Genomic DNA, 18,505 nt, shown 5'->3' on the forward strand with positions numbered 1-18,505 from the left:
TTAAACTTCATTTAACTAATTAAGCGCTATTATTAACTTAGCTTACCCAATCAAGGAGGGACTATGATCAAATCTATAAAGCCATGGCTTTTGATTACCGGTAGCATATTGGCTGCCACTTCAGGCTATTCCTTAGCTGGTGATGCAGAAATAGAACAGCTTAAAAAGCGACTTACAGCGTTAGAGAATCAGCAAGCGAAACCTACAAAACAGTCTAATGATAAATCAAGTGGGAAGTTCTACGGCACCTTACGACCGAGTTTAACGCAGGTTGATCAAGACGATTCAAATAAAACTGACGTAACGGACTTTTTATCTCATGCTGGATTCTATTTTGAGCATGAATTAGCGAATGGCTGGACAGCAATTGGTCATGGTGAATGGTCGATAGATATTTCAAATAATGGTGATTTTGGAAAGTCTCGTCGTGCTTATGTAGGTTTTGATAGCCCCTATGGTCGAGTCGCTATTGGTAAGCAACGCCCAGTACAATATTTATTGATTGCTGAGTACGTCGATATTTTTAATCACGCCAATGCTCCTTTTGCCTACGACAATTACAGTCCTTTCTTTGTAAATAACATGGTTAGTTATAAAAAATCATGGAATAACTTATCAATTCTCGCTAGTGCGCAATTTAATGGTTTTGAATCAAATGATGATGCGGATATGGTAAACGTCGGATTATCCTATGATCATAATGATTTACATATCGCGGCAGCTTATCTCACGCAAGATTTTGCAGACGACAGTAACGCCAATTTAGTTGGCAGCACCGCAGATACGGTTGCAGTTTCTTTTGCTAATCGATTTGATAATGGATTCTACCTCGCAGCAGCATGGCAAGAACGCGATCTTGATGTTGTTGCTGGCTTAGACTCAAAGCAAACAACGGTCGATGTCTCTATGGCTTATTCACTATCGAAAGCATATACCGCTAAATTAGGGTATTTCCATCTTGATAATGATATGCCGGAAGTTGTGAATAATAGCCATCATGGCTTTAATGTCACCTTAGAGCATCATCTTTCAGATAATTTCCAAATTCATGGTGAAGTGCTCCGTAAAGCATTTGATTATGATCAAGATTCAACGGCTATTAGTATTGGCCTTAAATATAATTTTTCAATAAAGTGGCAATAGGCATCGTAGATTGGTCGGTCTCAATCTACACAGGAGAGTATTATGCAATTTAAATTTAAATTAGTCGGTGCAACATCTATTATTTTGTTGTTATCGTTAAGTTTATTGTCATTAAATCAATATCTTAATGTGAAATCCAGTCTCGACGAAATGGTTTCAGATAGTATTGATGAAATCAGTAATGGGGTATCCGAAAATATCGCCAGCATTATGCAAGGTAAGAAGATTGTTGGTGGCTATGTGATGGACTTAATTGAAGATGATATTTCCAATGAAAATATCGAACGTGTCTATACTAAGCCTGCTGTTCGAGAAACCTTTATTTTAGCTGGCGTTGGATTTGAATCAGATGGCAGTATTGTCGATAACGACCCCAATTGGAATCCCGCTCCTGACTACGATTCTCGTACTCGTCCATGGTACATCGAAGCCAAAAGAGCTAATAAGATTATTTATACCGCGCCATACCCTGATTCCGTGACCAATGAAATTGTGGTTTCAATGGGCATTCCAATGAATAAGAATGGCAGTTTTCACGGTGCGATGTTTTTAGATGTTAGCTTATCGGGTCTCGGCGACATTCTGAATAAAGTTGCGATTCTAAAATCTGGCTATACATTTTTAGTGAGTAGTGATGGCCAAATAATTTCTCATCCAGAAGTGAGCTTCAACGGAAAAATGATGAACGACTACTTTGGTCGTTCGTTGAATTTAACAGGCAACGAATTCGAGTATGTTGAACGCGATGACAAATTGTGGATGACCAAATTTAAAAAAGTTGAAGGTGTAGATTGGTACCTTGGTGTGGCGATTGATGAAGAGCAATTGAATGCATTGGCCTCATCTTTGCGCAGCCAAGCTATCATGTATTCAACTGCCGCATTGATTTTTGGCATTATTGCCATGCTAGCGCTGATTAAACGCTTAATGCGTCCATTAGATGAAATATCAACGGCAATGCAAGATATTGCTGGTGGTGATGGAGACTTAACTCAGCGTTTATCGACCTCTGGTGATGTTGAGTTTGCGACATTAGCGCGAGGATTTAATTCCTTTGTTATTAATTTGCAATCACTTATTGGAGACTGTAAATCGTTAGCGACAGACATTTCTCATAACGCTGAAAAAACGACTCAAGGTGCTGAAGAAGCTGTTAATGCAATGCATCAGCAATTATCAGAGCTAGAGCAACTGGCGACAGCGATGAATGAAATGTCATCAACGGCGTTGGAAGTTTCTGGTTATGCTAAGCAAGCTGCGGACTCTGCCTCTGAAGCTGATATCGCTGCACAGGAAGGTGCTGGCATTGTTAGTGATACTTCAGAGTCTATTTTGTCATTATCTCGTCATATCGAAGAGGCAGTTAGCGAGGTTAAACAGTTAGAAGAGTCAACAGCTTCTATTGAAACTATCTTATCGGTGATTAACGGTATTGCAGAACAAACGAATTTATTAGCGCTTAACGCTGCTATTGAGGCTGCGCGTGCTGGTGAACAGGGACGTGGTTTCGCTGTTGTTGCAGATGAAGTACGTAATCTGGCTCAACGGACTCAAGAATCAACGTCTGAAATTAAAAATATGATTGATGTATTGCAACAAGGTTCTATGTCGGTTGCAAACGTGATGTCTCAGTCGCAAGAAGAGGCGACACAATGTGTTGATAAAGCGCAGGCAGCTAATGAAGCGCTAACTAGTATTAGTAAAGCCATCAACGAAATTACCGAAATGAACTTGCAAATTGCTTCTGCAGCGCAAGAGCAAAGTTTGGTGGCAGAAGAAGTAAACCGCAACACGACTAATATTAAAGACTTGTCTCAACAAGTGGTTGATAATGCGCAAACAACGAATGCTGCAATGGGTGAGCAACGCGAAGTTACCCAAAAACAACATGGTCTATTAAGTCGTTTTACCATCTAATCAGTTCACTTTTCTTATCTCCCAAACACTTTTATTTTTTATAAAGGTGTTTTGGGAGCCTGCTCAAGGTTTTAATCCCATCCTTTTTGCTAATCTAAATAGCATGTTATGTTCAAACAACTTATCTTAGTGGCATTCGCTTAGGAAGTTCTTGAATTAAGGATTTTTATGATTGTTTATAATTTCGGTTCGATAAACATAGACCATGTTTATCGCGTTTCTCATTTTGTTCGCCCTGGCGAAACCATGACCTCAAATAACTACCAACAAGTGCTTGGCGGTAAAGGGGCAAATCAGTCTATCGCGCTTGGTCGTGCACAATGTAGTGTGCAACATGTCGGTGCCATTTCAAAAACAGACTCTGTTTTATTAAATACATTGAATGATAGCGATGTGAGTACTAAGCACGTTGTATTGTCCGATGTGCCAACAGGTCATGCGATTATTCAGGTTAATGATGATGCTGAAAACGCTATAGTGCTGTTTGCAGGTGCAAACCATGAACTGAGCTTAGCGCAAATTGATGACGTGTTATCACAAGCAAATGAAGAAGATTGGGTGTTATTGCAAAATGAAACCAACAATATTGACTTGATTGTTAGAAGAGCTAAGCATTTTGGTTTATCCGTCGCTTTCAATCCTGCGCCGATGAATGCAGAGATAGTGAAACCGTTAATTAATGACATTGATTTATTGATCGTTAACGAAGTCGAAGCGATGGATTTATGCGACGTAGATTCTGTTGCATTAGCGCAGGCATCACTACAAACAAACTATCCAAACTTGCAGATTATCCTGACGCTAGGTAGCCAAGGTGTTCGTTATCTGCACCAAGGCGAAATTACAGAAGTGTCGGCGTTTAAAGTAGATGCAGTTGACACAACCGCTGCCGGCGATACATTTATTGGTTATGCGTTAGCGGGTTTACAGTCATCACTTAGTATTGAAGATACACTACGACAAGCCTGCGCCGCATCGGCACTGTGTGTTATGGAACATGGCGCATCAAGTGCAATTCCCACCTTATCTCAAGTGGCCGACTTTATGGAGCAACACAATGCGTAAGATTATTATTGATACGGATCCGGGCATTGATGATGCAATGGCAATTATGTTGGCGCTTAAGTCAAAAGAGCTGAATGTATTAGCACTAACAACGACTTTTGGTAATGTTGCGGTCGATTTGGCGACTAAAAACGCCCTGACATTATTAGAACTAGCCGACCGTAATATTCCTGTCGCTCAGGGCGTTGCAACACCAATCGCCGCACCTGCATTAGCACCACCTGATTTTGTACACGGTAGTGACGGGTTTGGCAATATCAATTGGCCTGCGTCGACAAGCAAAGCTGACAAGCGCAGCGCCGCTCAGTTAATCGTGGATATGGTTCATCAATATCCCAACGAAGTGTCGCTAGTGGCACTGGGGCCTTTAGGAAATTTTGCGCAAGCATTAGAGATTGATCCAAGTATTGTTGATTTAGTTGACGAAGTCATTTTAATGGGCGGTGCGGCAGAAGAGAAAGGTAATGTTACACCAGTAGCTGAAGCGAATATTATTAACGATCCTCATGCTGCTGATCTTGTTTTTGGCGCCTCATGGCCAGTGACCATGATTGGACTTGATGTTACACATCAGGTGATTATGGATAATGAACTGTTAACACATATTCGTGATAATAACGGTAAAGAAGGCGACTTTTTATATCAAGCGACGCAATTCTATTTTGATTTTTACTATAAAACATTCGGAATTAAAGGGTGTTTTGTTCATGATGCATCAACTATTATCTATGCATTACAACCTGACATTTTTAAAACCGAAGATCGAGTTATCCGTGTTGCCGTTGAGGGTGTTGGCATTGGGCAAACGATTACAGCTAAACCGGAACAAACATTTGCGTTAGATTTTTGGGAAAATAGACCGGTTACTAATACTTGTCTTGAAGTTGATAGCCAAAGAGCGCTTAATTTAATTAAATCTGTTTTTAGCTGATAACCTTAATTAACAATAAATAACAGGCTATTGATGTTAACAAGTCAGCCACCATGTTATGGTGTGCTGGCTTTTTATGCAATTTTACAAGGTAAATGATGAGCACTATTGTCCAACGTCGCCCTCAAGTTGACCACTCTCACTTAAGCTTTTTAAATCAACCTTTGCTGCAGCGAATTTATGCCAGTAGAGGAATAAACTCTAGTCAAGATTTGGCCTATCAACTTAAAAATCTCATTAACCCTTCGACGTTAAAAGATGCAGATATTGCGGCTCAACTGCTATTTAAAGCCATTGTAAATTACCAAAAAATTACCATTGTCGGCGATTTTGACGCCGATGGTGCAACATCTACTGCCTTGTCTATGCTGACATTACGCCGATTTGGCGCCAAGCATGTTGATTATATTGTGCCTAACCGATTTGATTTTGGTTATGGACTATCAGTACCTATTGTTGATATTGCCCATCAACAAGGAACCCAGGTCATTATGACTGTTGATAATGGTATTTCATCTATCGATGGCATAAAGCACGCCAAGGCGCTAGGAATGACCGTTATAGTGACGGATCACCATTTGGCTGGTGATGAATTACCCCAAGCTGATGCCATTGTTAATCCTAATCAACCTGATTGTGAATTTACGAGTAAAAACCTTGCTGGTGTTGGTGTCGCGTTTTATGTGATGTTGGCGTTACGAGCAGCAATGCGAAAAGAGAACTATTTTGTTAGCCATGGGCTTGAAGAGCCAAATATGGCAGAGTTTTTAGATATTGTGGCCCTGGGAACCGTTGCCGATGTTGTTATATTAGATAACAATAATCGCATATTAGTGGAGCAAGGATTAGCTCGAATTAAAGCCGGCCGAACTCGCCCTGGTATCAAAGCGTTGTTAGAAATTGGCAAGCGTAATCTCAGTCGTGTTGTTGCTAGTGATATGGGCTTTGCTATTGGTCCTCGACTAAACGCTGCTGGACGGCTTGATGATATGTCATTAGGCATTGAATGTTTGTTAACAGACAACGAACATCGTGCTCGAGAGATCGCGTCTGAACTTGATGGCTTTAATAAAGATCGTCGAAGTATCGAAGCGGGCATGCAGCAAGAAGCATTAAAGATTATTGAACAGTTGCCTTTTACTCAAGACGGCGGTGAAATTCCGTATGCTTTTGCATTGTTTCATCCACAATGGCACCAAGGTGTCAGCGGTATTGTCGCCTCTCGTATTAAAGAAAAATTTCACCGTCCGGTGATTGTATTCGCTGATGCTGGCGATGGTGAGTTAAAAGGCTCAGGCCGTTCTATTGAAGGCTTACATTTACGCGATTTATTGGAAAGAATAAACACATTGGCGCCCGGTATCATTTTAAAATTTGGTGGACATGCGATGGCGGCTGGGTTGTCCATTAAAGAGGAAGATTATCCACGCTTTGCGACGCTATTTGAGGCGCAAGCGAAAGCAACATTATCTACTGAACAACTCAGTGGAAAAATTATGACAGATGGCGAGTTATTGTCTTCTGAAATTAATTTGGACATTGCTAGTTTGTTGCGGGGAGCAGGGCCATGGGGACAAGGTTTTATAGAGCCTTGTTTTGATGGCAAGTTTAGAGTTGTGCAGCAGCGTTTAGTGGGGGAAAAACACTTAAAACTGGTTCTTGAACCTGAGAATAGTGCATTAGTAGTGGATGCTATCGCATTTAATGTTGATCTTGAAACATGGCCCAATCCTAATATTCAATGGGTTGACGTTGCATATAAGCTAGATGTGAACGAATTTAGACATAAACAGTCTGTTCAATTAATGGTTGAACACATTGCTCCTATAAACTCATAAAGGTGAGGTATCTATCATGAAAAAACTTCTAGCATTAAGCACATTGGTTTTAATAACCGCTGGTTGTGCGACAAATCCTGACACATTGTCTCGTCAAGAAAAGAATGAAGCTTATCAAGCATATTTCAGTGACAATGAAATTAGTGCCGTAAAGCGCGTTAATAACTTTAAAATGAATAACTGGCAATCATTAACGGATCGTTATATTGCGATTAAAAGCCCGTTTAAAAAACGATATGTTATTGAGTTTAAAGGGCGTTGCCAAGAATTGGATTATGCACAAACGCTCATTACGCATCAAACAACAACGTATCAACTCTCTAAAAACTTTGATGCGTTTTCTGTTCCCGAATACCCGAATTTTAAATGTTATATCAAAGACATCTACCCTGTTTCTGATGAGCAACACAAGGCAATACTTGCTATTGGTAAACCGCTCGACAAATAATGTTTACAGTATAAAAAAGCCCTTAACATGTAAATGTTAAGGGCTTTTTTCTTATTGATAAGGAATTACTCTATTTCGCGGCGGCTAAGTTCGATGACGTTTCTGATGGCTCATCTTCTGCTTGAATTTGAGTTGTGTTAAGCTTTTTGGCCACGAATGACAATACAAGAGCACTAACAATTAAGGCTATATCGACGGCAAGTGTTGAATAGTCATTAACACTAATTAAAGCAAGCATTGTTTTTCCGTAAAGCACGTAGCCGATAACTACCGCGACAATGCATCCAAATCCACAGAGATATAAAGAACGTTGTAGGGCTAATCGATAATTTTTACGAATCATTGGCAATGCATAAATAAGTGCGCACAATGCTAAGAAGGACCAAAATGCAGTACCAATTAAGTGTCCTCGTTCGGCTAATGTCGCAGGCATTAAACGTTCAACAATAAATGCCATAGCGGTTGATACCATAATACCTGCACTACTTACTAAGGTAACGTAGCGAGCAATAGTTAAGGTTCGAGCTGAGAAGTTACGCTGTTTTTCACGTTTTTCTAGCCACAAAAGATTGCCGGTGAGTATTAGCGCACACACTGCAAAACCTAAGAATAAGTAAATAAATCGCAAATCAAGTGAAGCGTAATTTCCATAGTGAAGTTTTCTTAGCACGCCAGTACCAACCATTAGTGAATTTGGATCACGACTGTCAGACTGTATAGTCATTTCACCAGTAGCCAGTGAATAAGTATTATTGTAATTAACCGTTAGCTCTGAATTATCTTTTGAAAATAATTGAACTAACCCACTTTCGTCACCGTAGTTATAGAGCCTAACGGTACGCGGTGCTAATTGATAATCATCGGTAACCTTTTGGATTAATTCATCAAGGTTAACTCGTGATGTCGGTTTGTCCTGCCAAACAGGTGCTATAGTGGCGAATCCCGCATCTTTTAATAGCGCTTCGCCGTCTCCCTTATAAACAGTAATTGCGAAGGCTACTTGATAGATAATAACCAAGTTGAATATTAGGCCACTAATGGCGTACATAAGCGTGAACGGTAAACTAACAACCCCGACAACGTTGTGCATATCTAGTAACTGGCTACGCTTGTGGTTGCCGGCACGGTACTGGAAAAAATTACTGAAAAACTTTCTCGCGTGGATAAATATGCCTGAAATTAGGGCGAATAAGAAAAATAAAGTAACAAAACCTAAAACATATTTTCCTTGGGGGATATTGAGATCGTAATGGAGGTGATAAATAAACTCCGCTAGTTCAAACTGACCACCTTCACTAACTATTTCTCCAGAAACGGGATCGATATGCACATAATCATAATGCGGCTCAACGGGGCGATTTTGAATATCAACAACAGCTTGAAAGTAACGATTTTCGGCAGAGGGTAAAACAAGTGTTATGTGCTCTTTGGCATCATAATCTCGTCCTTTAAGCGCTATTTTCAGTGCTTTTTCGACGCTTATTTGCTCTCCTTGTGTTACCGGAAAATGAGGCTGCATTGACCAATTAGTGATTTCTTGACGAAATAGCGCGATAGAGCCTGCGAAAAAGATAATAAATAGTAAGCCAGAAAAAATAAGTCCCAACCAGCCGTGGGCTAGGGTTAATCGTTTGATAAATTCTTTATTCATGTGATGTTTTCGCTGTTAGCTAAATAAGAAGAATGCATTGAACATTGCTGAGGGGATAAATAACGCTGTGCAACGTTTTGCTGCTTGCTTAAACGAATCGCTGGCATAACACCAAACCATAATGCCAACCCACATAGGAAAAGAAAATAACAAGCCAATGAACAAGCGAGTATCGACTTGTAAAGGCATTAGGAAGTTGAGATTAAGCATAAAAGAAATAGACAGTATGCATCCACCGACAATGGCTATTGCTGATTTGGACCACATGATTAAGCTCCTCCAAATTGAGCGAATAAAACAACAAAAACTAAGCCGACAGCACTCACGCTTATGGGCTTTTGAGGCCAATGACCTGCCAATAGCGTAATGAGTATCCAATTAAATAACAGTGCGCCAATGCTAAATATAACTGACGTAACTGGCGCGTAAAATTGACTAAACAACATGCTGCTAAAGAATATGGCGCCAATTAGTACAACCCATCCAATGACGGGTGAAAGCTTGTTTTTTAGCAAAGACTGTTTGTCATTGCTGAGATAACTACAAATTCCACCTACCCACATTAAAGTGAGCGCTAACCCTGTAATAAACATAGTAGTGTTAATGATAATGATTTTTGATTGCGAGTTATTTTAAGTGGTTGTTCAAATTAATACCAGTCTTTATTTGGGTTATTTGTATTCCCTCTCAGCTCGTGTGAATTTTTTTATGCGCAGTTGCGCGGTCTTGTTAGCGTAAATTGTGGGGTTAGTGCTATATATTTGAAAATTTATTGGTTAGAATGGGCGGCTTTTTTTAGCATTATTTTCAATTGCAGCGGTGAAGTTACCTAAATGTTCGAAGTAAACCCGATTAAAAATAAAATTGACGATCTCCGTGGGCGTTCCAATATCCTACGTGACTACCTCGACTATGATCACAACAGTGAACGTCTTGTCGAAGTGTCCCGTGAATTAGAAGATTCGAGCTGTTTGGAATGAACCTGAGCGTGCGCAAGCGTTGGGGAAAGAACGTTCAAGTCTTGAAGCTATCGTCAATACCATTGATTCAATGGAATCTGGACTCGAAGATGTCGAAGGATTACTGGAACTTGCAATTGAAGCAGAAGATCAAGAAACTTTTGATGAAGCTCAGTCAGAACTAAATGATTTAGAGCAACTGTTAGAAAAATTAGAATTTCGTCGTATGTTTAGCGGTAAGAATGATGAAAATGATTGCTACATGGATATTCAATCAGGCTCAGGTGGTACCGAAGCTCAAGATTGGGCGGAAATGGTATTACGAATGTACCTGCGTTGGGGCGAAGCGAAAGGCTTTAAAGTTGAGCTGGTTGAAGTAACTGCTGGTGATGTTGCAGGCATTAAAGGTGCAACAATCAAATTTGCTGGTGAATTTGCTCACGGTTGGCTCCGCACAGAAAGCGGCGTTCATCGTTTAGTACGCAAATCGCCATTCGATTCAAGCTCTCGTCGCCATACATCATTTTGCTCAGCGTTTGTTTATCCTGAAATTGATGATGATATTGAAATCGATATTAATCCAGCAGATCTTCGCGTTGATACTTATCGCGCATCAGGCGCAGGTGGGCAGCACGTTAATAAAACAGATTCAGCGATTCGTATTACTCACTTACCGACGAACACCGTTGTTCAGTGTCAAAGTGACCGCTCGCAACATAAAAACCGTGCGTCAGCGATGAAGCAGCTAAAAGCTAAGTTATACGAATTAGAAATTGATAAGCAGAACGAAGACAAACAGGTCCTAGAAGACGGTAAAGCCGATATCGGTTGGGGCAGCCAAATTCGCTCTTACGTATTAGATGCATCACGTATTAAAGATTTAAGAACAGGCATTGAAAGCTCTAATACTGGATCTGTACTTGACGGCAACCTAGATAAATTCATCGAAGCCAGCCTCAAACAAGGCTTGTAAAAATTATAATTGATTAATGCATACGCGTTAATCTCCAAATATTAAATGTGTTAATAACAGGAATCCACTTACCATGAGTGAGCAAAATAACGTAAACAACGAAGAAGAAGTTGTAGACATTAACGAATTAGTGGCACTGCGCCGTGAAAAGCTAAATGCATTGCGCGAAGCTGGCCAAGCTTTCCCCAATGATTTTCGTCGTAAAGATATTTCAGATGATATTCACATTGCTCATGGTGGTAAGGAAAAGGAAGAACTTGAAGAGCAAGCGATTGAAGTTGCAGTAGCAGGTCGCATGATGACTCGTCGTATCATGGGTAAGGCAGCATTTGCCACTATCCAAGATATGGGTTCACGCATACAGGTGTATGTTGCACGTGATCTACTACCGGAAGGTTTCTATAACACGCAGTTTAAAAAGTGGGATTTAGGCGACATCATTGCGGCTAAAGGTACTTTGTTCAAAACTAAAACTGGCGAATTATCTATTCGTTGTACTGAAGTACGCTTAATGACGAAAGCATTACGTCCATTACCTGACAAATATCACGGTTTGTCAGACCAAGAAACGTGCTACCGTCAACGCTACCTTGATCTAATCGCTAATGAAAAGTCACGTGAAGTATTTAAAACACGTTCTAAAGTTGTTGCGTTCATTCGTAATTACTTATCAGCGAAAAACTTCATGGAAGTTGAAACGCCAATGATGCAAGTGATCCCTGGCGGTGCAACTGCTCGTCCATTCAAAACACATCACAATGCATTAGATATGGATATGTATTTACGTATCGCGCCAGAGCTAAACTTAAAACGCTTAGTGGTTGGCGGTTTTGAAAACGTATTTGAAATTAACCGTAGTTTCCGTAATGAAGGTTTATCGACACGTCATAATCCTGAGTTCACGATGCTTGAATTCTACTGGGGTTATGCTGATTACCAAATGCTAATGGACTTGACCGAAGATATGCTTCGTGAATTAGCATTAGACGTTAAAGGGACATCACAAATTCATTATCAAGGTAATGATTTTGACTTTGGTAAACCGTTTGAGCGTCTAACTGTTGTTGAAGCTATTTTAAAATACACACCAGGCACTACTGTTGAACAAGTTAACGACATGGAACAAGCTACTAAGATTGCTAAAGACTTAGGTATCCAAGTTAAAGACAATTGGGGCCTTGGTAAGATTCAAATCGAAATCTTTGAAGAAACAGGTGAGCATCAATTAATGCAGCCTACATTCATCACTGAATATCCAGCAGAAGTTTCGCCACTTGCACGACGTAATGATGATAACCCGTTCATTACAGACCGTTTTGAATTTTTCGTTGGCGGCCGTGAAATTGCTAATGGCTTCTCAGAGTTAAATGATTCAGAAGATCAAGATCAACGTTTCCTTGAGCAAGTTGCACAAAAAGATGCTGGTGATGATGAAGCAATGTTCTATGACGGTGATTACATCACTGCATTAGAGTATGGCTTGCCACCAACAGCAGGTGAAGGCATCGGTATCGATCGTTTAGTTATGCTATACACCGATTCACCATCTATCCGTGACGTTTTACTATTTCCACATATGCGTCCAGAAGCATAAGTGAAGTAATATCAATTAAAACAAACCCTGCAATTGCAGGGTTTGTTGTTTTTAACGCGTGATAAATGAAAAAGGGAAATGATGAGTGATTATCAAATAACGACTGAAGAAGTTTATGGTGGTTTTGATTTGGTGATTAAAGGAGTAAAGCACCAAGTTACGCTATTTATTCAAGATAAAGCACAAGCCACAATGATTGGTGAGCGGATTATCACCATTGCCAAACAACAAAACATCGATATTAATAGTGCTGCAGCAATCTTTAATCAGGGCATGGGAATGTTTGCACAAGATAAAATACCAAATTAGCGTGCTTTGAATCACATAAAAACGGATTTTTGTATCATTAATAACCGATCAAAATAAAAGATTAAAAAAGCCCTTGCCAAGTTCGATGGGATCTCTATAATGCGCATCCACTGACACGGGGAAGCACTGATAGAGCATCTTTTAACGAAGAGCTAAGAAGCAGCGCTGATACGGGTTAGGAAGAAAAACAACGCTTTAAATTATCTTTAAAAATTATTTAAAATTAGTTGTTGACTTCAAAAAGGAATGACGTAAGATACGCATCCCTAACGCAACGAGCCACACGGTTTGAAGCGTAACTCCTTACTACTTTAAGTAAGTCGAGTTGAAACGTTCTTTAACAATAAGTATTCAAATAAACTGTGTGGGCATTTTTAAGACTTAGCTAACATTTGATTATTAATCAAATGTTCTAGGCTAAATCGGTTAAGTATCAAAAAATACTTAATGAAGATGTTCACACCAAGTAAGAAATTACTTGATATGACAGTAAATTCATTGAGTCGTTTCTTATGTAAAAGTAGGGAACGTTAAACAGTTAAACTTTTAATTGAAGAGTTTGATCATGGCTCAGATTGAACGCTGGCGGCAGGCCTAACACATGCAAGTCGAGCGGAAACACAAGGGAGCTTGCTCCTGAGGTGTCGAGCGGCGGACGGGTGAGTAATGCTTGGGAAACTGCCCAGTCGTGGGGGACAACCATTGGAAACGATGGCTAATACCGCATACGCCCTACGGGGGAAAGAAGGGGACTCTTCGGAGCCTTTCGCGATTGGATGTGCCCAAGTGGGATTAGCTAGTTGGTGAGGTAAAGGCTCACCAAGGCGACGATCCCTAGCTGGTTTGAGAGGATGATCAGCCACACTGGAACTGAGACACGGTCCAGACTCCTACGGGAGGCAGCAGTGGGGAATATTGCACAATGGAGGAAACTCTGATGCAGCCATGCCGCGTGTATGAAGAAGGCCTTCGGGTTGTAAAGTACTTTCAGCGAGGAGGAAAGGTTAGTAGTTAATAACTGCTAGCTATGACGTTACTCGCAGAAGAAGGACCGGCTAACTCCGTGCCAGCAGCCGCGGTAATACGGAGGGTCCGAGCGTTAATCGGAATTACTGGGCGTAAAGCGTACGCAGGCGGTTTGTTAAGCGAGATGTGAAAGCCCCGGGCTCAACCTGGGAACTGCATTTCGAACTGACAAACTAGAGTTTTGTAGAGGGTGGTAGAATTTCAGGTGTAGCGGTGAAATGCGTAGAGATCTGAAGGAATACCAGTGGCGAAGGCGGCCACCTGGACAATAACTGACGCTCATGTACGAAAGCGTGGGGAGCAAACGGGATTAGATACCCCGGTAGTCCACGCCGTAAACGATGTCAACTAGCCGACTGGTGCCTTGAGCACTGGGTGGCGCAGCTAACGCATTAAGTTGACCGCCTGGGGAGTACGGCCGCAAGGTTAAAACTCAAATGAATTGACGGGGGCCCGCACAAGCGGTGGAGCATGTGGTTTAATTCGATGCAACGCGAAGAACCTTACCTACTCTTGACATCCACAGAACTTTTCAGAGATGAATTGGTGCCTTCGGGAACTGTGAGACAGGTGCTGCATGGCTGTCGTCAGCTCGTGTTGTGAAATGTTGGGTTAAGTCCCGCAACGAGCGCAACCCCTATCCTTAGTTGCCAGCACGTAATGGTGGGAACTCTAGGGAGACTGCCGGTGATAAACCGGAGGAAGGTGGGGACGACGTCAAGTCATCATGGCCCTTACGAGTAGGGCTACACACGTGCTACAATGGCGCATACAAAGGGTTGCGAAGCCGCGAGGTGGAGCCAATCCCAAAAAGTGCGTCGTAGTCCGGATTGGAGTCTGCAACTCGACTCCATGAAGTCGGAATCGCTAGTAATCGTAGATCAGAATGCTACGGTGAATACGTTCCCGGGCCTTGTACACACCGCCCGTCACACCATGGGAGTGGGCTGCAAAAGAAGTGGGTAGTTTAACCTTTCGGGGAGGACGCTCACCACTTTGTGGTTCATGACTGGGGTGAAGTCGTAACAAGGTAGCCCTAGGGGAACCTGGGGCTGGATCACCTCCTTACAGACAAAAATAAAACAGGTTTTTAGGTAATTAATCTAAAAATACAGTTTTATTCAGGTCGTCACTAGTGATGACCAATCATTCGATACTTTTCTTTAAGTGTCCACACAGATTATTTGAATACACTAGCATGTTGATGAAAAGCGATAATAAATCTCTTTTATAGAATCAACATTGTCTGAAACGACAAAGTTAAGCAACATTGCTTACCTTTGTCTTTTTAATAAAGACTGCTCTTTAACAATTTGGAAAGCTGATAAATTCAAAAATAGAATTTAGATTATTGTGTAAACAATAATTTTTATTCGAAGTTCTTAAGTAATTAGTGAATGCTAATTACGAACACAACAAGTGTTCTTGGATATTTTTGAGGCGAAAATGATTTACGAAGCTAATAATCTAAAAATAAATACTTAATTTATTTTTCAGGATAATTAGAAGAATAATGATAAAACTAGACATAGCAGACATTGGTCTGTGAAATCGAAAACATTAGTTGTTTTAATTAACACATCTAACGTATTGCGCAGATAATTTTTTCTAATGCAAGGCGGACGAGGAGTGAGGGAAGGCGTGTAACGTGTTACATAACTGACCGAATGACGAAGTCCAACGGCGCAGTAGAAAAAAGAATCAAGCAAGACACATTAGGTGTTGTATGATTAAGTGACTAAGCGTATACGGTGGATGCCTAGGCAATTAGAGGCGATGAAGGACGTGTTAATCTGCGATAAGCGTTGGCAAGGTGATAAAAACCGCAATAGCCAACGATTTCCGAATGGGGAAACCCAGCTGCCATAAGGCAGTTATCTCAACGTAAATACATAGCGTTGTGAGGCGAACCCGGGGAACTGAAACATCTAAGTACCCGGAGGAAAAGAAATCAACCGAGATTCCCTTAGTAGCGGCGAGCGAACGGGGACCAGCCCTTAAGTAATTAATAAGTCAGTCGAATGCACTGGAAAGTGCGACGATAGAAGGTGATAGTCCTGTAGACGAAGACGAATTTTTTATGAAAACGAGTAGGACGGGACACGTGATATCCTGTTTGAAGATGGGGGGACCATCCTCCAAGGCTAAATACTACTAATTGACCGATAGTGAACCAGTACCGTGAGGGAAAGGCGAAAAGAACCCCTGTGAGGGGAGTGAAATAGAACCTGAAACCGTATACGTACAAGCAGTGGGAGCACAGATTTGCTGTGTGACTGCGTACCTTTTGTATAATGGGTCAGCGACTTACATTTTGTAGCAAGGTTAACCGTATAGGGGAGCCGTAGGGAAACCGAGTCTTAACTGGGCGATAGTTGCAAGGTGTAGACCCGAAACCGGGTGATCTAGCCATGGGCAGGTTGAAGGTTGAGTAACATCAACTGGAGGACCGAACACACGTATGTTGAAAAATGCGGTGATGACCTGTGGCTAGGGGTGAAAGGCCAATCAAACCCGGAGATAGCTGGTTCTCCCCGAAATCTATTTAGGTAGAGCGTCATGTATCACCATTGGGGGTAGAGCACTGTTAAGGCTAGGGGGTCATCCCGACTTACCAACCCTTTGCAAACTCCGAATACCAATGAGTGCAATCATGGCAGACACACTGCGGGTGCTAACGTCCGTAGTGAAGAGGGAAACAACCCAGACCGCCAGCTAAGGTCCCAAAGTACTAGTTAAGTGGGAAACGATGTGGGAAGGCTTAGACAGCTAGGAGGTTGGCTTAGAAGCAGCCATCTTTTAAAGAAAGCGTAATAGCTCACTAGTCGAGTCGGCCTGCGCGGAAGATTTAACGGGGCTAAACTAGTCACCGAAGCTGCGGATTCATACTTTGTATGAGTGGTAGGGGAGCGTTCTGTAAGCCGTTGAAGGTGTGCTGTCAGGCATGCTGGAGGTATCAGAAGTGCGAATGCTGACATGAGTAACGATAAAGGGGGTGAAAAACCTCCTCGCCGAAAGACCAAGGGTTCCTGTCCAACGTTAATCGGGGCAGGGTAAGTCGACCCCTAAGGCGAGGCAGAAATGCGTAGTCGATGGGAAACTGGTTAATATTCCAGTACTTCTTATAATTGCGATGGGGGGACGGAGAAGGCTAATCTAGCATGGCGTTGGTTGTCCATGTTTAAGGCAGTAGGCCGTTGTTTTAGGTAAATCCGGAACAACTTTGGCTGAGAGTCGATGACGAGCTACTACGGTAGTGAAGTAGATGATGCCATACTTCCAGGAAAAGCCTCTAAGCTTCAGATTATAAGGAATCGTACTCCAAACCGACACAGGTGGTCGGGTAGAGAATACCAAGGCGCTTGAGAGAACTCGGGTGAAGGAACTAGGCAAAATAGTACCGTAACTTCGGGAGAAGGTACGCTGGCTGTGGTGATGAGACTTGCTCTCTAAGCTACGGTCAGTCGCAGTGACCAGGTGGCTGCAACTGTTTATTAAAAACACAGCACTGTGCAAAATCGTAAGATGACGTATACGGTGTGACACCTGCCCGGTGCCGGAAGGTTAATTGATTGGGTTAGAACTTCGGTTCGAAGCTCATGATCGAAGCCCCGGTAAACGGCGGCCGTAACTATAACGGTCCTAAGGTAGCGAAATTCCTTGTCGGGTAAGTTCCGACCTGCACGAATGGTGTAATGATGGCCACGCTGTCTCCACCCGAGACTCAGTGAAATTGAAATCGCTGTGAAGATGCAGTGTACCCGCGGCTAGACGGAAAGACCCCGTGAACCTTTACTACAGCTTGGCACTGAACATTGAACCTACATGTGTAGGATAGGTGGGAGCCTTTGAAACCAGAACGCTAGTTTTGGTGGAGGCAATCTTGAAATACCACCCTTGTACGTTTGATGTTCTAACTTAGGTCCCTTATCGGGATTGAGGACAGTGTCTGGTGGGTAGTTTGACTGGGGCGGTCTCCTCCCAAAGAGTAACGGAGGAGTACGAAGGTTAGCTAAGCATGGTCGGACATCATGCGGTTAGTATAATGGTATAAGCTAGCTTGACTGCGAGACAGACACGTCGAGCAGGTACGAAAGTAGGTCATAGTGATCCGGTGGTTCTGTATGGAAGGGCCATCGCTCAACGGATAAAAGGTACTCCGGGGATAACAGGCTGATACCGCCCAAGAGTTCATATCGACGGCGGTGTTTGGCACCTCGATGTCGGCTCATCACATCCTGGGGCTGAAGTCGGTCCCAAGGGTATGGCTGTTCGCCATTTAAAGTGGTACGCGAGCTGGGTTTAGAACGTCGTGAGACAGTTCGGTCCCTATCTGCCGTGGGCGTTTGAGAATTGAGAGGAGCTGCTCCTAGTACGAGAGGACCGGAGTGGACGAACCGCTGGTGTTCGGGTTGTCATGCCAATGGCATTGCCCGGTAGCTACGTTCGGAATCGATAACCGCTGAAAGCATCTAAGCGGGAAGCGAGCCTCGAGATGAGTTCTCACTGGAGATTTAATCTCCCTAAAGGGCCGTAGGAGACTACTACGTTGATAGGCAAGGTGTGTAAGCGTTGTGAGGCGTTGAGCTAACTTGTACTAATGACCCGTGAGGCTTAATCATACAACACCTAATGTGTTTTACATGAGCAT

At 42.2% G+C, this 18,505-nt stretch carries 12 protein-coding genes and 2 rRNA genes; 11 read left to right on the top strand and 3 right to left on the bottom strand.

Translation table 11 applies throughout. The features are described from left to right. Window positions 1-63 precede the first annotated feature (63 nt). The 6 genes from ACMAZF_RS03390 (at window position 64) to ACMAZF_RS03415 (ending at window position 7,342) form a co-directional block, all read left to right on the top strand. Window positions 64-1,143, top strand: coding sequence for a porin (locus ACMAZF_RS03390; RefSeq protein ID WP_435276078.1), 1,080 nt, complete (start codon window positions 64-66; stop codon window positions 1,141-1,143). Between the two features lie 42 nt (window positions 1,144-1,185). Next, window positions 1,186-3,060: a methyl-accepting chemotaxis protein gene (locus ACMAZF_RS03395; protein ID WP_435276079.1), complete on the top strand. Its 1,875-nt coding sequence runs from the start codon at window positions 1,186-1,188 to the stop codon at window positions 3,058-3,060. A gap of 168 nt (window positions 3,061-3,228) precedes the next feature. Continuing rightward, window positions 3,229-4,125, top strand: coding sequence for a ribokinase (locus tag ACMAZF_RS03400; RefSeq protein ID WP_435276080.1), 897 nt, complete (start codon window positions 3,229-3,231; stop codon window positions 4,123-4,125). Next, window positions 4,118-5,056, top strand: a complete 939-nt coding sequence (locus ACMAZF_RS03405; protein WP_435276081.1) for a nucleoside hydrolase — start codon at window positions 4,118-4,120, stop codon at window positions 5,054-5,056. The genes ACMAZF_RS03400 and ACMAZF_RS03405 overlap by 8 nt, the downstream gene beginning before the upstream one ends. 98 nt (window positions 5,057-5,154) lie before the next feature. After that, the gene (recJ, locus tag ACMAZF_RS03410) at window positions 5,155-6,894 is read left to right on the top strand and encodes a single-stranded-DNA-specific exonuclease RecJ (RefSeq protein ID WP_435277170.1); all 1,740 of its coding nucleotides are present in this window, start codon (window positions 5,155-5,157) and stop codon (window positions 6,892-6,894) included. A 16-nt stretch (window positions 6,895-6,910) separates the two neighbouring features. After that, window positions 6,911-7,342 carry a DUF6491 family protein gene (locus tag ACMAZF_RS03415; protein WP_435276082.1) on the top strand — a complete coding sequence of 144 codons (432 nt, stop codon included), beginning with the start codon at window positions 6,911-6,913 and terminating at the stop codon, window positions 7,340-7,342. Between the two features lie 70 nt (window positions 7,343-7,412). Here ACMAZF_RS03415 and ACMAZF_RS03420 read toward each other — a convergent pair whose 3' ends face one another. The 3 genes from ACMAZF_RS03420 to ACMAZF_RS03430 are packed head-to-tail and all read right to left on the bottom strand — an operon-like array spanning window position 7,413 to window position 9,586. Beyond that, entirely contained in the window at window positions 7,413-8,993 is a 1,581-nt protein-coding gene (locus tag ACMAZF_RS03420) for a PepSY-associated TM helix domain-containing protein (RefSeq protein WP_435276083.1), read from the bottom strand. 15 nt (window positions 8,994-9,008) lie between these two features. Then, window positions 9,009-9,260 carry a hypothetical protein gene (locus tag ACMAZF_RS03425; protein ID WP_435276084.1) on the bottom strand — a complete coding sequence of 84 codons (252 nt, stop codon included), beginning with the start codon at window positions 9,258-9,260 and terminating at the stop codon, window positions 9,009-9,011. Between the two features lie 2 nt (window positions 9,261-9,262). Further along, a complete protein-coding gene (locus tag ACMAZF_RS03430) occupies window positions 9,263-9,586 on the bottom strand; it encodes a hypothetical protein (protein WP_435276085.1) in 324 nt (107 codons plus the stop codon). Window positions 9,587-9,826: 240 nt separating this feature from the next. Between ACMAZF_RS03430 and prfB the strand changes: the two genes are divergently transcribed. From prfB to ACMAZF_RS03455, 5 genes are all read left to right on the top strand, one after another. Next, window positions 9,827-10,925, top strand: a protein-coding gene (gene prfB, locus ACMAZF_RS03435) for a peptide chain release factor 2 (protein WP_435276086.1) whose coding sequence is annotated in 2 segments (ribosomal slippage) — window positions 9,827-9,961 and window positions 9,963-10,925 — 1,098 coding nt in all. Because the reading frame shifts where the segments join, the coding sequence is not laid out codon by codon here. Between the two features lie 73 nt (window positions 10,926-10,998). After that, on the top strand, window positions 10,999-12,519 hold the full coding sequence (gene lysS, locus ACMAZF_RS03440) for a lysine--tRNA ligase (RefSeq protein ID WP_435276087.1): 1,521 nt from the start codon (window positions 10,999-11,001) through the stop codon (window positions 12,517-12,519). Between the two features lie 78 nt (window positions 12,520-12,597). Continuing rightward, complete coding sequence (locus ACMAZF_RS03445) at window positions 12,598-12,828, top strand: hypothetical protein (protein ID WP_435276088.1); 231 nt, start codon at window positions 12,598-12,600, stop codon at window positions 12,826-12,828. A 547-nt stretch (window positions 12,829-13,375) separates the two neighbouring features. Beyond that, a 16S ribosomal RNA gene (locus ACMAZF_RS03450) occupies window positions 13,376-14,922 on the top strand. Window positions 14,923-15,582: 660 nt separating this feature from the next. Then, a 23S ribosomal RNA gene (locus ACMAZF_RS03455) occupies window positions 15,583-18,476 on the top strand. Together the 16S and 23S rRNA genes form the textbook arrangement of a ribosomal RNA operon. The last annotated feature ends 29 nt before the right edge of the window (window positions 18,477-18,505 follow it).

Origin of the sequence: Psychrobium sp. nBUS_13, assembly GCF_051201665.1 — a bacterium.
Classification (GTDB): domain Bacteria; phylum Pseudomonadota; class Gammaproteobacteria; order Enterobacterales; family Psychrobiaceae; genus Psychrobium.

Coding starts and splice junctions, on each gene's coding strand:
- ACMAZF_RS03390 (WP_435276078.1), top strand. CDS start 64: ATGATCAAATCTATAAAGCCATGGCTTTTGATTACCGGTAGCATATTG.
- ACMAZF_RS03395 (WP_435276079.1), top strand. CDS start 1,186: ATGCAATTTAAATTTAAATTAGTCGGTGCAACATCTATTATTTTGTTG.
- ACMAZF_RS03400 (WP_435276080.1), top strand. CDS start 3,229: ATGATTGTTTATAATTTCGGTTCGATAAACATAGACCATGTTTATCGC.
- ACMAZF_RS03405 (WP_435276081.1), top strand. CDS start 4,118: ATGCGTAAGATTATTATTGATACGGATCCGGGCATTGATGATGCAATG.
- recJ (WP_435277170.1), top strand. CDS start 5,155: ATGAGCACTATTGTCCAACGTCGCCCTCAAGTTGACCACTCTCACTTA.
- ACMAZF_RS03415 (WP_435276082.1), top strand. CDS start 6,911: ATGAAAAAACTTCTAGCATTAAGCACATTGGTTTTAATAACCGCTGGT.
- ACMAZF_RS03420 (WP_435276083.1), bottom strand. CDS start 8,993: ATGAATAAAGAATTTATCAAACGATTAACCCTAGCCCACGGCTGGTTG.
- ACMAZF_RS03425 (WP_435276084.1), bottom strand. CDS start 9,260: ATGTGGTCCAAATCAGCAATAGCCATTGTCGGTGGATGCATACTGTCT.
- ACMAZF_RS03430 (WP_435276085.1), bottom strand. CDS start 9,586: ATGTTTATTACAGGGTTAGCGCTCACTTTAATGTGGGTAGGTGGAATT.
- lysS (WP_435276087.1), top strand. CDS start 10,999: ATGAGTGAGCAAAATAACGTAAACAACGAAGAAGAAGTTGTAGACATT.
- ACMAZF_RS03445 (WP_435276088.1), top strand. CDS start 12,598: ATGATGAGTGATTATCAAATAACGACTGAAGAAGTTTATGGTGGTTTT.